Here is a 13,794-nt window from a genome sequence, read left to right on the forward strand (position 1 = left end):
GGGTGCAGTGGCAGCCACTTCCGTCATGCGCGCGCCTCGAAGTCGATGCGCGGGTCGACGATCGTGTACATCAGGTCGCTGATGAGCTGAGTGAAGAGGCCGATCAGGGTGAAGATATAGAGCGTCCCGAACATGATCGGATAGTCGCGTGCGATGACCGCCTCGTAGCCAAGATAGCCGAGACCATCGAGGTTGAAGATGATCTCGATCAGCAAGGCGCCGCTGAACAGAATGCCGATGAATGCACCGGGAAATCCTGCGATCACGATCAGCATGGCATTGCGGAACACGTGGCCATACATGACGCGGCGCTCGGTCAGGCCTTTGGCGCGCGCCGTGGTGACGTACTGCTGGTTTATCTGATCCAAGAAGGAGTTCTTGGTCAGCAAGGTAAGGCTGGCAAAGGACCCGATCAGCAGAGCCATCAGCGGCAATGTCAGGTGCCAGAAGTAATCCACGATCTTTTCGGGCCAGCTCATCATGTCCCAATCGGGCGACGTCAGGTGCTGCAGCGGGAACCACTGGAAGAAGCTGCCGCCGGCAAACAGGACGATCAGCAACACGGCGAACAAGTAACCGGGGATGGCGCTCGCGACCACGACGACGATGCTCGTCCAGATATCGAAATCAGTCCCATCCCGCACCGCCTTGGCAATGCCGAGCGGGATGGAGACGATATAGATGATGAGGGTCGTCCACAGGCCGATCGAGATCGAGACCGGCATCTTCTCGATCAGAAGGTCGACGACGGGCCGGCCCTTGAAGAAGCTCTCACCGAAGTTGAAGGTGGCGTAGTCCTTCATCATCAACCAGAAGCGTTCGTGCGCCGGCTTGTCGAAGCCGTACATGCGCTCGATTTCCTTGATGATGGCGGGATCCAGGCCGCGCGCGCCGCGGTACTCGCTGTCCTCGTCCCCACGCCGGCTGAAATCGGAGGCGCTGCCGACGATGGGGGCAGTCGGCGAGACGACCGTGCCCTTCAGTCGCGCGATCGTCTGCTCGACGGGCCCGCCGGGCGCGAACTGCACGATGACGAAGTTCAGCACCATGATGCCGAACAGGGTGGGAATGATCAGCAGCAATCGTCGAACGATGTACGCAAGCATGCCGCTATCGGTCCATGCCGCTACGAGCTCTTGCGTCGGCGCCGGCCGAGCAGATAGGCCACCACGACGACCGCGATCGCGCCGCCCGCATAGATCAAGGGCGATTGCCCGCGGTCTCTCTCTGCCTCCGCTTGCCCAGTTGGGGCGGTTTCCGCGGCCGGGGCCGGCGCGTCCTGCGAAGGCTGCGCCTGGGCTGGAGCGGGGGCCGGCGCAGCGGCAGCCTGATCGACCGGCTGGTCCGCGACCTTCTTTCCGGCAAGAGCAGCATCCTTGGCCTGGTCGATCCACCAGGCGGTGCTGCCATAGCTATAGAGCGGATCGGGGCGTTGCTTCGGCATGCCGAACCTGTTCCAGTACGCGACGCGGAACTCCCTGCTGTGGAAATGCGGCACCAGATAGTAGTTCCATTGCAGGACGCGATCGAGCGCGCGGCACCGGATGATCAGCTCCTCGCGAGTCTGCGCATTCACGATCAACTCGATCAGCTTGTCGACTGCAGGATTCTCGATGCCGATCGTGTTGCCGCTGCCCGGCGTGTCTGCCGACGCCGAGCCCCAGTACTCCGATTGTTCGTTGCCAGGCGACAGGGATACACCCCAGATATCGCTGGTCATGTCGAAGTCGAAATTCTCCATGCGCGACTGATACTGCGCGGAATCCACCACCCGTACTGTCGCCCTAACGCCGATGCGCTCGAGGTTCTGCGCGAATGGCAGTGCGACCCGCTCCATCGGCTGATCGTCGACCAAGATTTCGAACTGGAACGGCCTGCCGTCCTTGACGCGCCGGCCGTTCTCGACCTTCCAGCCGGCTTCATTGAGCAGCGCAGCCGCCTTTTCAAGATTGTCGCGCGCGTTGCCGGAGCCGTCGGTTTTGGGCGGGTTGTATTCGGTGGTGAAGACCTCCGGCGGGATCTGATCCTTCAGCGGGTTGAGTATCTCCAGCTCCTCAGGTGACGGCAGGCCCTTCGCCTCCATCTCGGAGTTCTGGAAGTAGGAGCGCGTCCGCGTGTAGAGGCCGTAGAACAGCGCCTTGTTGGACCATTCGAAATCGAAGGCGTAGATGATCGCCTCGCGCACCTTCGGATCCTGGAACATCGGCTTGCGGATGTTGAAGATGAAGCCTTGGATCGGTGCCGGATTCTCGTGCGGGATGACCTCCTTGATCACCCTGCCATCCTTGACGGCGGGAAACTCGTAGCCGGTCGACCACCGCTTGGCGGAATTCTCGTTGGGCCGCGTGTCCAGCACGCCGGACTTGAATGCCTCCATCTGGATCTCGGGATCCTGGAAATAGGTCACGCGCACCTGGTCGTAGTTGTTGGTGCCGATGTTGATGGGCAGGTCCTTGCCCCAATAGTCGGGAACGCGATCCATGGTGTAGGAGCGGCCCATGTCGAACTTGCCGAGTTTGTACGGGCCGCTGCCGAGGGGCGGCTCGAGCAGTACGTTCTCGAAGTTGCGGCTCTCCCACCAGTGCTTCGGCAGAATCGGCAGCTGCCCCATGATCACGGGCAACTCGCGGTTGCCGCCGTGCTTGAACTGAAACTTGACGCGGCGCTCGCCCAGCTTTTCTGCCTTGGCGACGTCGGCATAGTAGTAGCGCCACTGCGGGTGGCCCTTCGTCATCAGCGTATCGAAGCTGAAGACGACATCATCGGCAGTGATCGGTTTGCCGTCGTGCCAGCGCGCCTCCGGTCGCAAGTTGTAGATGATCCAGGATTTGTCCGGCGCGACCTCCATGCTCTCGGCGATGAGCCCGTACTCGCTCAGTGCGTCATCCTCGGTCTGCGTCGTGAGCGTCTCGAAAAGCCCGCCAAGGCCGGCCGGTGTCCCCTTGATGATGAAGCGATTGAAGCTGTCGAATGTGCCGGTTGCGCCTGACGTGATCGTGCCGCCCTTCGGCGCGTTCGGGTTCACGTAATCGAGGTGCTTGAAATCCGGTCCATATTTCGGTGCGTCGCCGAGGCTGAGGGCGTGGACTTTAGTCCCAGCTTCTTGCGCCAGGGCGATGGGGCCGGTTGCGAGGGAAAGGCCGAGTGCCAGCGCAAAAACAAACCAACGGCGCAAACTCATGGATCGGTATCCTCCGATCTTGTAACCACCTCACCGCAGTCTAGTTCATTCGGCGCCTGAAAAAAGGCCGGAATTCCGTCAGCCCGCTGCGCTCAGTTGGCAGCCCGCTGCGCTCAGTTGGCCAGGATCGCCAGCGCCTCGTCCAGCACGCGCGCATCGCCCACCGCGACTACCCGATCGCCGGAACCCATTTTCAGCCCGTTTCCATGCCAGTCGGTGATCTTGCCGCCAGCGCCTTCGATGACCGGGGTCAGCGCCAAGTAGTCGTATTCGACCAAGCTGCACTCGATCACAATGTCGAGAAAACCGGTCGCCACCATACCGTATTGGTAGCAATCGCCGCCGAAGGTGGTGGAGCGCACCGTGGCCTCAACTGCCTCGAACTTCCGGCGCTTGTCCGACGTGTCGAACATCAGCGGGGTGGAGGCGGAGAGATAGCCTTCACGGAGCGCCGCGCAGGCGCGCGCCGAGACGCGCTCGCCATTCAACATGGTCGGGCGGCCGACGGCACCGACCCAGCGATCGCCCAGCACCGGCATGTCGATGAGGCCAAGCAGCGGCACACCATTGCGGGCGAGCGAGATCAGCGTGCCGAAGGTCGGGCGACCGGTGACGAAGGCGCGTGTGCCGTCGAGCGGGTCCAGAACCCAGACATATTCGGCATCTTCGCGCTCCTTGCCGAACTCCTCGCCGAAAATGCCGTGATCCGGAAACGTGGTGCTGATCAGTTGGCGGATGGCGGCTTCGGCCTCGCGATCGGCCTGCGTGACCGGCGATGCATCCGACTTGATGTCGATGTCGAGCCTGCGCCGGTAGTAGGAGCGCAAGATCGGCCGGCTGGCATCGGCCAGCCGGTTCGCGAGGTCGACGAAGTCCTGCGTGTCCTGGCTCAAGTTATTGCGGCAGCGGGACTGGCGAATCGCTCTGGTCGCGCAGCCAGCGCAGCAACGCCGCCCGGTCCTCCGCCTTCGGCAGACCGGGGAAGGCCATCTTGGTGCCGGGCGCATATTCCTTCGGCTTGGCCAGGAAGTGATCCAGTTCCTCGAAGTTCCAAGGCTTGTCGGCCATGCCCTTCATTGCGTCGGAATAGGCAAAGCCTTCCACGGCCGCGTGCTTGCGGCCGACAATATCCCAGAGAGGCGGGCCAACCTTGCTCTTGGCAGCACTGGTGAGGTCGTGGCAGGCCTTGCACTTGGCGGCGACCTTCTCGCCGGCCGCTGGATCGGCGTTGGCGATCATGGCGACGGCGTCATCTCCGCCTGCCGCGGCTCCTTCCTGCTGGGCCTGACCTTCGGGAGCGGCCGCTTCGCCGCCAGCCGGCGCGCCTTCGGTTGCGGGAGCGCCTTCGCCTTTCGCCGCCTGCTGCTGGCCGCCGAGGGCAGCCTGCTCGGCGGCAATCTCTTCTTCCGTCGGCATCGGCGCAGGTTTATCGGATTGTTGGTTCATCCAGGCGAGCAGATCGGCGCGATCCTGCACGCTGGGCAGGCCGGGGAAGGCCATCTTGGTACCCGGGATGAACTCCTTCGGCTTCGCGAGGAAATGGTTCAGGTCGGCAAAGGTCCACGGCTTGTTGTGGGCCTTCATCGCCTCGGAATAGGCAAAGCCTTCATGTGTGCCGGCGACCCGCCCGACCGCACCATAAAGGCCGGGGCCCACCTTGTTGGCGCCAGCGGCATCGAAGGTATGACAGGTCTGGCACTTCTTGGCGATGGTCTCGCCCTTCGCAACGTCAGCCTTGGCGATGAGGCCAAGGACCGGCTCGAGGCCCGATGGCTCCTTGGCGGCCGGCGCTTCGCCACCACCTTCGGCTCCTCCCTCATGGGCGCCTTGCTGGGGCTGGTAGATGAAGTCGGTGATGATCCCGACGCTCAAGGTGATCATACCGCCCACCAGAATGGCGGCGGCGATCTTGTTGCCTTCCAATGAAGCCATCACTCAACCCTTCGCTCGAACGGCGTCCGGATCGCCCGGCGCGGCGATGCACATGCTCACCGCTGGGCGATATTCTCCCTAAACACGCATGCCCCGGACTGGTACTCTCGACAATCCCCCGGCCGGCTGGCCGAATTGGGGCGCGAATTTAACGGCTTTACCCGGGCCTGTCCAATAGGGGCTGAAGGTGGCTAGCCCTTGGGAAAAGCCGGATTTCTTGGACCAATCAGGGTACCTGCAGGTGCGGGCCACATCGGTTCAAGCGGCATAATGTCGCGCCTTGCCAAGGTGGGATGAGTCAGGCCATGACAAGGTCCCATCGACCGCTCGCAAGGTCTCCATGGCTCGTCCGCGATCACCCATCATCATCATCCCCGCGCGCATGAAGTCGGTCCGCCTGCCCGGCAAGCCGCTGGCCGACATTTGCGGAGCGCCGATGATCGTGCAGGTCTGGCGCCGGGCGATGGAGGCGGGACTAGGCCCGGTCTGCGTGGCCGCGGGCGAGCCGGAGATCGCCGAGGCCGTGGCCCAGGCGGGCGGCGTCGCCGTCCTGACCGATCCTGAGCATCCCTCCGGCTCCGACCGCATCTTCGAGGCCCTGGGCAAGGCCGATCCCGACCGGCGCCATGATGCGATCGTCAACCTGCAGGGCGATCTGCCGACCATTGATCCCGCGATCATCCGGCGTGTCATGGAACCGCTGGAGGAGGGCGCGGTCGACATCGCGACCCTGGCCGTGGAAATCACCCGCGAAGCGGAGCGCACAGATCCCAACGTGGTGAAAGCCGTGGCGGCATTCGATCCAGCCGGCGGTAAGCGCATCGCACGGGCACTCTATTTCAGCCGCGCGACCGTCCCGGCGAACGAAGGGACGCACTATCATCACGTCGGCATCTACGCGTACCGGCGCGCGGCGCTCGAGCGTTTCGTTGCGCTGCCGCCGGGCTTGCTGGAGAAGCGCGAGAAGCTCGAGCAGTTGCGCGCGCTGGAAGCCGGCATGCGCATCGACGTGGCGCTCGTTGACACGCTTCCGCTGGGTGTCGATACTCCCGCGGAACTTGAGCGGGCGCGGGCGGTCCTCGCCCAGTCGGCGTAAGAGTAGCAGCGCACTGAACCCCCGCAATCGAAGGCGCACAAAGTGGCGAGCAAGTCCGACAACATCATCGCGTTCCAGGGCGTGCCTGGTGCCTATTCCGATCTGGCCTGCCGTGCGGCGTATCCGGCCATGACGACGCTGCCGTGCCCCAGCTTCGAGGATGCGTTCGCGGCGGTGAAGAACAATGATGCACGGCTCGCCATGATCCCGATCGAGAACTCGCTCGCCGGGCGCGTGGCCGACATCCACCACCTGCTGCCGGAAGCGGGGCTGCATATCATCGGCGAGCATTTCCAGCGGGTGAATCATTGCCTGGTGGCGCCGAAGGGCGCTGCCATCGCCGGCCTCAAATCGGTGTGGAGCCATGTGCAGGCGCTCTCGCAATGCCGCAACTTCATCAAGCAGCGCGGGCTGAAGCCGGTTGTGCGCGCCGACACCGCAGGCTCGGCCCAGGAGGTCGCAACCCTGGGCGACAAGAGCGTCGCGGCGATCGCGTCGTCGCTGGCGGCGGAGATCTACGGCCTCGACGTCCTGGCAACCGACATCGAGGATGCCGAGCACAACACCACGCGCATGGTGGTGATGGCGCGCGACCCGATCGATCCCGATCCCGGCAAAGGCCCGGTGATCACCAGCTTCGTATTCCGCGTGCGGTCGGTGCCGGCGGCCCTCTACAAGGCGCTCGGCGGCTTCGCGACCAATGGCGTCAACATCACCAAGCTGGAAAGCTACATGGTCGACGGCAACTTCACCGTCGCGCAGTTCTATGCCGACATCGACGGCCACCCCGATCAGCGTCCGGTGCGCCTGGCGCTTGAGGAGCTGAGCTTCTTCTCGCGCGAGGTGCGTATCCTCGGTGTGTACCCGGCCAACGCATTTCGCGCCGGACAGAAGTAAGCGCGGAATTCGACGCACGACGTCCGTCTCACACTCAACCGTCATCCCGGCCTCCGGGATCCATTGCGCCGCCGCACGTGCGACTGAGCCATGGATCCCGGATCGCGCCGCTTGCGCGGCTTGTCCGGGATGGCGGGCGGGGGGTGGGCGCGATACGAGGCGGCGCCTACTCCCGCCTGATCCAATCCTCGATCAGTACGCGCGAGATCGAATCCTTGCGCGACAGGCGCAGCGTTTCGTCCTCCGGGGAATTGAGCAAGTCGTCGCGCGTGAACCAGCGGGCCGCTTCGATCTCCTGTGTGTTGAGCATGATGCGATCGTCGGCGGCGGTCGCAACGAAGCCCACCATCAGCGAAGCGGGGAAGGGCCATGGCTGCGACGCAAAATAGCGCACGTCGGTGAGCTCGAGACCGACCTCTTCCTTCACTTCGCGCCGCACCGAGTCTTCCAGCGTCTCGCCGAGCTCGACGAATCCCGCCAGCACGGAATGCATGCCCGGCGCCCAACTCGCTTGGCGCGCCAGCAGAACCCTGTCGCCATATTCCACGCGCATGATCACGGCCGGATCGATGCGGGGAAAGAAGATCGAGCCGCACTCCGGACTGCTGCAGCGGCGCTGATGCCCTGCTTGCTCGCTCGCGGTCGGTGCGCCGCATCGTCCGCAGAAGGCATGGCGCTCATGCCAATAGGCCATGCCGCGCGCCAATGCAGACAGCGATGCGTCACGTTGCGGCAACAGGGGACCGATGGTGCGCAGGTCAACGGCGGGACCGAAACGCGTGATGAACTCTTCTGGCTGCGAGGACAAGTCGATGGCGATATGCGCGACTTCCGCATCACAGCCGAGCAGCACAACGGAGCGCGCCAGATCGATCAAGTCGGCGGCAGCCGTGAGGTTGAGCATCAAAAGCGTGTTGTGATCTTCCTGCCGCACCAAGGTGCGCCCCTGCCACACTACGTGGAAAAGGGTGCTTGGGCTCCTTAAGGATTGATGGAACCAGGCTGTATCGGCGCGTCTTTCTACCGCGCGATCCCACCCAGCGGTGGTGTAGAAATTGACAGAGCGTATGGAAGAATGAATCATCGCCGCCGATCGGTGGTGAAACGAAGCAAACGACGGAGCCCGTCATGCTACGCCTAGCGTCGCCAGTCAACATCGCCATCAACTCCGCGCTGATGCGCCGTGTCGCCTTGGCGACTGGATTAATTGTTTCTCTCCTTAGCACGGCTGGTGCGGCGACCCTATCGCCGGAGAGCGCGCAGACTGGCACCTATGCCTATCAGGTAACGCGCGACGGCGAAGTGGTGGGGGAGCAGCGCGCCGACTTCGAACGGCGTGGCAACGAGCTGCGCGTCATAACCGACGTACGCATCAACATCACGCTGCTGGGCATGAACGTCTACGATTTCACGCAGCGGATCGAAGAAAGCTGGCAAGACGGCGTGTTGATGAGCCTGACATCCGTCGCGGTCGATGACGGCAACACGCGGAACGTGAAGCTGGCGCGCAACGGTGACCGGCTGGTTGGCACCTATGATGGCAAGAAGCGCGACTTGCCGGGCCACCTCGTCCCTTCGACCTTGTGGAACTCGGCGGTGGTCGAGCATGCGTCGGTGCTGGAGACGACCAAGGGCCGTGAGCGCACCTTCACGGTCACGCAGAAAGGGGTCGAGCAGGTCAAGCTGCCGATCGGCACCGTGCGGGCACGCCATTTCGTCTTCACCGGCAACTTCAAGCGCGAGGCCTGGTACGACGAGTCGGGTGTCCTGGTGGCCGCGCAAATGGAGGCCAAGGACGGCTCCATCATCCGCCAGGAACTATTGCGGATGCCTTGATTCGGCAGGCTTTTTTCGGCTCGATTCCCCAGTTGCATCCATCGCTGGACTGGCCCATATACTGCGCCGGGAGGTTGGCGCGGACGGGCGCCTCGTCAACCCGGTCAGGTCCGGAAGGAAGCAGCCGTAACGAGTTTTCGCCCGGGTCGTGTTCAGCCTCCCACCTTTGATCCGGACTCGGGTACCGGGTCTCGTTTCCACGCCGCGGCGCACAGGATCAGATGCAAGACGGAACAGAGCCTTTCGCTTCCTCGGCTGGCGGCGCGCAGCAGGGGGCGGTCGAAGGTTATCGTGTCCTGGCGCGCAAATACCGCCCGCGCGATTTCTCCGGCCTGATCGGACAAGAGGCCTTGGTGCGCACTCTGCGCAACGCGATCGCGCAGGGCCGCCTGGCGCATGGCTTCATGCTGACGGGCGTGCGCGGCGTCGGTAAGACGACGACCGCCCGCATCCTGGCGCGCTGCTTCAATTGCATCGGTCCGGACGGCCAAGGCGGCCCGACAGCGGAGCCCTGCGGCCAGTGCGAACATTGCCGCGCCATCGCCGAGGATCGCCACGTCGACGTCATCGAGATGGACGCCGCCAGCAACACCGGTGTCAGCGACGTGCGCCAGATTATCGACGCGGTCCGCTACACGCCCGTCAGCGCGCGCTTCAAGGTCTACATCATCGACGAAGTCCACATGCTCTCGACGCAGGCCTTCAATGCCCTGCTGAAGACGCTGGAAGAGCCGCCGGAGCATGTGAAGTTCATCTTCGCGACCACCGAGATCCGCAAGGTACCGGTGACGGTGCTGTCGCGCTGCCAGCGCTTCGACCTGCGCCGCATTAGTGCCGAGGAGTTGACTCAGTATTTCCTGAAGATCGCCGCCGCGGAAGGCGCCAGGATTACCGAGGGCGCTGCCGCGATGATCGCGCGCGCCGCCGACGGCTCTGCACGCGATGGCCTGTCGCTGCTCGACCAGGCGATTGCCTTGTCCCATGGCGAAATCGACGAAGCGCAGGTGCGCGACATGCTGGGCCTCGCCGACCGCACGCAGCTTATCGATCTCTATGACGACGTGCTGAAGGGCAAGGCGGCCGAAGCGCTCAAGCGCCTGCAGGCCATGCATCAGGCCGGCGCCGATGCCGCCGTCGTGCTGCAGGACATGCTGGAGCTCACGCACTGGCTGACCCGCGCCAAGATCACGCCGGAGCCGTTGTCCGATCCGGTCACACCGGAAGCCGAGCGCGCGTGGGGCGCCAAAGTGACTCCGGAGCTCTCGATCCCCGTGCTGGCGCGCTTGTGGCAGATGCTGCTGAAGGGCTTGAGCGAAGTGCAGGCGGCGCCGCAGCCGCTGGCGGCAGCGGAGATGGTGCTGATCCGCCTGATGCACGCCGCCAACATGCCCGATCCCGCCGATCTGGTGCGGCGCCTAGGTGAGGGCAACGGTGCCGCGGCGGCTCCCGTGCCGCGGGGCAACGGTGGTGCGGCGCGCACCGTGCCGGCACCGACGCAGCGCTTGCAGACCCAGCAGCAGATCGCGCCCCAGGCGACGCAACAGATCGCCCCGTCGCCCGCGCCGCGTAACGCCCCGCAGGCGTCTGCCTTGCCGCAACCGCAGAGCTTCAGCGACGTAGTGGCGCTGTTCCACGCCAGGCGCGAGGCGATCCTGGCGGCGCATCTGCAGAACGATGTGCATCTGGTGCAGTTCGAGGTCGGCCGCATCGATTTCCGTCCCGGGGAGCGCGCGCCGAGCAATCTGCCCAACCGGGTCGCGGCCTGCCTCGCCGAATGGACCGGCAAGCGCTGGCTGGTCAGCGTATCGGCCCAGACCGGCGAGAAGACGCTGAAGGAGCAGGCAGCGGAACTGGCCCAGGCGCAGCGTGAAGAGGCGGCGCGCCATCCGTTGGTCCAGGCGGTATTAGCGGCGTTTCCGGGCGCCACCATTGACGAAGTCCGCAATCTGGCGCCGGAGCCGGCGGCCGACGCAACAATCTCTCCGCCAGGCGATTTGCCTAACGTGGACGAGCCAATAGAGGATGAGATCGCATGAAGAACCTGAGCCAGATGCTGAAGCAGGCGCAGGAGATGCAGTCCAGGATGGCGGAGATGCAGACCGCTCTCGCCGACATAGAGGTGGTCGGCCAATCGGGCGGCGGCTTCGTCGCCGTCACGGTGAACGGCAAGGGCGAGTTCAAGCGCGTGAAGATCGACCCCAAACTCGTCGACCCGACCGAGGTCGAGGTGCTGGAGGACCTGATCGTCGCAGCCGCCAAGGATGCGAAGTCGAAGGCCGACGCCCGCATGCAGGAAGAGATGGCGAAACTGACCGGCGGCTTGCAGCTTCCGCCCGGCTTCAAGCTGCCGTTCTGATCCGCAAGTTTCGCGCATGGCCGCGCCCGAAATCGATCGCCTGATCCAGGTCCTGTCGCGCCTGCCGGGGTTCGGGCCCCGCTCGGCGCGGCGCGCGGCCTTGTCCCTGATCAAGCGCAAGGAATCGGCGCTGCTGCCGCTCATCGACGCGTTGCAGGGAGCAGCCGATCACGTCCGTAACTGCTCGCAATGCGGCAATCTCGATGGCACCGATCCTTGTGGGATCTGCACTGACGAACGGCGTGACGCGGCGACCTTGTGCGTGGTGGCCGACGTCGCAGATCTGTGGGCGCTGGAGCGCACCGGCGCCTACAAGGGGCGCTATCACGTGCTGGGCGGCGTCCTCTCCGCGCTCGACGGGATCGGGCCGGAGCAGCTTAATCTCGGATCGTTGTTCCGCCGCATCGAAGGCGGCGGTGTGAAGGAAGTGGTGCTGGCGCTCGGCGCCACGGTCGACGGCCAGACCACCGCGCATTTCCTGAGCGACCGGCTGCAGCCCTTCGGCCTTGCGGTTTCGCGCCTGGCCCACGGAGTCCCAGTCGGCGGCGAGCTCGATTATCTGGACGACGGGACTCTGATCCAGGCGCTGCAGGCAAGGCAGTCTGTCTGAAAGCATCGCGCGCTCACCTAGCAAGACCTTGCTGTTGCACGCAAACTCGTGGATGGTCGTGCCAAGCACGACGATGGCGAATTGTGGCGCGGTGGTGTGCCGGCACTGGTTCAATCAACAAGATTTGAGCTTCCGCGTGAGCCGCGTCATAGTTGCCGCCTTGGTCTCGCCGCAATTTTCCGGCGATCTATCATCGGTTATCGTCATGGCCGCTTCCGGCCCCCACTGCGATAGGGATATTCCATGCGTAAGTTTCTGATGCTGGGCGCTGCCGCCGCGGCGCTCCTCGCCGCGCCAGCTCTTGTCACGAAGGGCGCCTTGGCCGAGACTCCGGTCGGCGCAGACAAACAGACCGCCATTGCGGTTACCATCTACAACAACGACCTGGCGCTGGTGCGCGACTCGCGCAATGTCACGCTGACCCAAGGCGAGAACGACATCGCCTTCATCGAAGTCAGCGCCGGCATCCGGCCGGAGACCGCCTTGTTGACCGGCCGCGGCGCGCAGCTCGACATTGTCGAGCAGAACTTCGATTTCGACCTGCTGACGCCGCGCAAGCTGTTGGAGAAATCGGTGGGGCGGACCATCCGTGTGGTCCGCACCAATCCGGAAACCGGCGTCGACTCGACAGAGGACGCGACCGTTCTGTCGGTGGCGGAAGGGCAGGTGGTGCTGAGGATCGGCGACCGCATCGAAGTGACGCCGCCAGGCCGCCTGGTCTATAGCGCTGTCCCCGCCAATTTGCGCGACCGCCCGACCTTGGTGGTGAAGCTCGCCAGTCAGCAGGCGGGCGAGGTTCCGGTCGATCTCTCGTACCTGACGCACGGCCTTTCCTGGTCGGCCGACTATGTCGCGGAACTGGCGCCGGATGAGAAGACCATTAATCTCAACGGCTGGGTCACGCTCACCAACATGAGCGGCATCGCCTACAACGATGCCAAGCTGCAGCTGGTAGCGGGCGAGGTGAACCAGTATCAGCCGCAGCCGCCCATGCCGATGGTGCAGGAGATGGCCGCTGCCGACGGTATGCGGCGCGAGAAGATGAGGAGCGAGGCGGCATTCGAGTATCATCTCTACAGCCTCGACCGGCCGACCACGCTGAAGGAGAACCAGACCAAGCAGGTAGCCCTGCTGGCGGCAGAGTCCGTGCCGGTGACCAAGCAGTATGTGCTGGCGAATGTCGCGCAGCTCGGCGGCACCTATGGCTCCCGGATCGGCGAGACCCAGCGCGTCAACGCCGAGGTCCGCGTGAAGCTCGAGAACAAGGAAGCTTCGCATCTCGGCCTGCCGCTGCCCTCCGGCGTAGTCCGTGTCTACAAGGCGGACAGCGACGGCGACGCCGTGTTCGTCGGCGACGATCACATCGACCACACGCCGAAGAACGAGGACGTCGACCTGATGCTGGGGCGTGCCTTCGACGTGACCGCCCGCGGCAAGCAGCTCAACCATGCGCGCATTGCCGACAACGTGTTCGAGAACGAATACGAGATCGAGGTGAAGAACGCGAAGCCGGAGCAGGTGACAGTCACCGTGCGCGAGTTCGTGCCCGGCGACTGGAGGATGTTGGAGGAATCGGTGAAGCACAACAAGGTCGATGCCTCCACCGCCGAATGGCAGCTGCAAGTGCCGGCCGAAGGCAGCGCCAAGCTGACCTACAAGGTGCGGATTATTTTCTGATCGTCCGCCCGGCGCACAAACGCTCCTATGTCACCTCGGACAGTCGCCCTCGGGTCCGCGCTGCGCGCGGCCCAAGGGCAGGCTGCGCGGCGTGATCCGGGGTCCATTCTTCCGCTGCACGTGCGACTGCGGAATGGATCCCGGTTCGGAGGCTGGGATGACAGGGGAGTGAGTGTGGAGAGCAGTGGACACTGGCTCCACCGAAATGC

At 64.3% G+C, this 13,794-nt stretch carries 12 protein-coding genes and 1 other RNA gene; 8 read left to right on the forward strand and 5 right to left on the reverse strand.

Annotation, left to right across the window (positions count from 1 at the left end):
* Positions 1–23: 23 nt before the first annotated feature.
* The 4 genes from DTX69_RS11745 to DTX69_RS11760 form a co-directional block, all read right to left on the reverse strand.
* Positions 24–1,106, reverse strand: coding sequence for a microcin C ABC transporter permease YejB (locus DTX69_RS11745; RefSeq protein ID WP_119301717.1), 1,083 nt, complete (start codon positions 1,104–1,106; stop codon positions 24–26).
* 20 nt (positions 1,107–1,126) lie between these two features.
* On the reverse strand, positions 1,127–3,181 hold the full coding sequence (locus DTX69_RS11750; RefSeq protein WP_119301718.1) for an extracellular solute-binding protein: 2,055 nt from the start codon (positions 3,179–3,181) through the stop codon (positions 1,127–1,129).
* A 113-nt stretch (positions 3,182–3,294) separates the two neighbouring features.
* The gene (gene hisN / locus DTX69_RS11755) at positions 3,295–4,074 is read right to left on the reverse strand and encodes a histidinol-phosphatase (protein ID WP_284735710.1); all 780 of its coding nucleotides are present in this window, start codon (positions 4,072–4,074) and stop codon (positions 3,295–3,297) included.
* 1 nt (position 4,075) lies between these two features.
* On the reverse strand, positions 4,076–5,113 hold the full coding sequence (locus tag DTX69_RS11760) for a c-type cytochrome (RefSeq protein WP_119301720.1): 1,038 nt from the start codon (positions 5,111–5,113) through the stop codon (positions 4,076–4,078).
* A 340-nt stretch (positions 5,114–5,453) separates the two neighbouring features.
* Here DTX69_RS11760 and DTX69_RS11765 point away from each other — a divergent pair, with 340 nt between their 5' ends.
* Both DTX69_RS11765 and DTX69_RS11770 read left to right on the forward strand, forming a co-directional pair.
* Positions 5,454–6,209: a 3-deoxy-manno-octulosonate cytidylyltransferase gene (locus DTX69_RS11765; RefSeq protein WP_119301721.1), complete on the forward strand. Its 756-nt coding sequence runs from the start codon at positions 5,454–5,456 to the stop codon at positions 6,207–6,209.
* Positions 6,210–6,251: 42 nt separating this feature from the next.
* A complete protein-coding gene (locus DTX69_RS11770) occupies positions 6,252–7,106 on the forward strand; it encodes a prephenate dehydratase (protein WP_119301722.1) in 855 nt (284 codons plus the stop codon).
* Positions 7,107–7,272: 166 nt separating this feature from the next.
* Here the strand turns inward: DTX69_RS11770 and nudC are convergent, their stop codons facing one another.
* Positions 7,273–8,190 carry an NAD(+) diphosphatase gene (gene nudC / locus DTX69_RS11775; protein WP_119301723.1) on the reverse strand — a complete coding sequence of 306 codons (918 nt, stop codon included), beginning with the start codon at positions 8,188–8,190 and terminating at the stop codon, positions 7,273–7,275.
* A gap of 44 nt (positions 8,191–8,234) precedes the next feature.
* Between nudC and DTX69_RS11780 the strand changes: the two genes are divergently transcribed.
* From DTX69_RS11780 to DTX69_RS11805, 6 genes are all read left to right on the forward strand, one after another.
* Positions 8,235–8,942, forward strand: coding sequence for a DUF6134 family protein (locus DTX69_RS11780; RefSeq protein ID WP_119301724.1), 708 nt, complete (start codon positions 8,235–8,237; stop codon positions 8,940–8,942).
* A 67-nt stretch (positions 8,943–9,009) separates the two neighbouring features.
* Positions 9,010–9,108: signal recognition particle sRNA small type (gene ffs, locus DTX69_RS11785), an RNA gene on the forward strand.
* Between the two features lie 55 nt (positions 9,109–9,163).
* Positions 9,164–10,978 (forward strand): DNA polymerase III subunit gamma/tau, encoded by a 1,815-nt coding sequence (locus DTX69_RS11790; RefSeq protein ID WP_119301725.1) that lies wholly within the window; start codon positions 9,164–9,166, stop codon positions 10,976–10,978.
* Complete coding sequence (locus tag DTX69_RS11795) at positions 10,975–11,298, forward strand: YbaB/EbfC family nucleoid-associated protein (protein WP_119301726.1); 324 nt, start codon at positions 10,975–10,977, stop codon at positions 11,296–11,298. The genes DTX69_RS11790 and DTX69_RS11795 overlap by 4 nt, the downstream gene beginning before the upstream one ends.
* A 16-nt stretch (positions 11,299–11,314) precedes the next feature.
* Positions 11,315–11,908, forward strand: coding sequence for a recombination mediator RecR (gene recR, locus DTX69_RS11800; protein WP_119301727.1), 594 nt, complete (start codon positions 11,315–11,317; stop codon positions 11,906–11,908).
* A 243-nt stretch (positions 11,909–12,151) separates the two neighbouring features.
* Positions 12,152–13,585: a DUF4139 domain-containing protein gene (locus DTX69_RS11805; RefSeq protein WP_119301728.1), complete on the forward strand. Its 1,434-nt coding sequence runs from the start codon at positions 12,152–12,154 to the stop codon at positions 13,583–13,585.
* Positions 13,586–13,794 lie beyond the last annotated feature (209 nt).

The organism is Dongia deserti (assembly GCF_003574735.1).
Lineage (GTDB): Bacteria > Pseudomonadota > Alphaproteobacteria > Dongiales > Dongiaceae > Dongia_A > Dongia_A deserti.

Coding starts and splice junctions, on each gene's coding strand:
- DTX69_RS11745 (WP_119301717.1), bottom strand. CDS start 1,106: ATGCTTGCGTACATCGTTCGACGATTGCTGCTGATCATTCCCACCCTG.
- DTX69_RS11750 (WP_119301718.1), bottom strand. CDS start 3,181: ATGAGTTTGCGCCGTTGGTTTGTTTTTGCGCTGGCACTCGGCCTTTCC.
- DTX69_RS11760 (WP_119301720.1), bottom strand. CDS start 5,113: ATGGCTTCATTGGAAGGCAACAAGATCGCCGCCGCCATTCTGGTGGGC.
- DTX69_RS11765 (WP_119301721.1), top strand. CDS start 5,454: ATGGCTCGTCCGCGATCACCCATCATCATCATCCCCGCGCGCATGAAG.
- nudC (WP_119301723.1), bottom strand. CDS start 8,190: ATGATTCATTCTTCCATACGCTCTGTCAATTTCTACACCACCGCTGGG.
- DTX69_RS11780 (WP_119301724.1), top strand. CDS start 8,235: ATGCTACGCCTAGCGTCGCCAGTCAACATCGCCATCAACTCCGCGCTG.
- DTX69_RS11790 (WP_119301725.1), top strand. CDS start 9,164: ATGCAAGACGGAACAGAGCCTTTCGCTTCCTCGGCTGGCGGCGCGCAG.
- DTX69_RS11795 (WP_119301726.1), top strand. CDS start 10,975: ATGAAGAACCTGAGCCAGATGCTGAAGCAGGCGCAGGAGATGCAGTCC.
- recR (WP_119301727.1), top strand. CDS start 11,315: ATGGCCGCGCCCGAAATCGATCGCCTGATCCAGGTCCTGTCGCGCCTG.
- DTX69_RS11805 (WP_119301728.1), top strand. CDS start 12,152: ATGCGTAAGTTTCTGATGCTGGGCGCTGCCGCCGCGGCGCTCCTCGCC.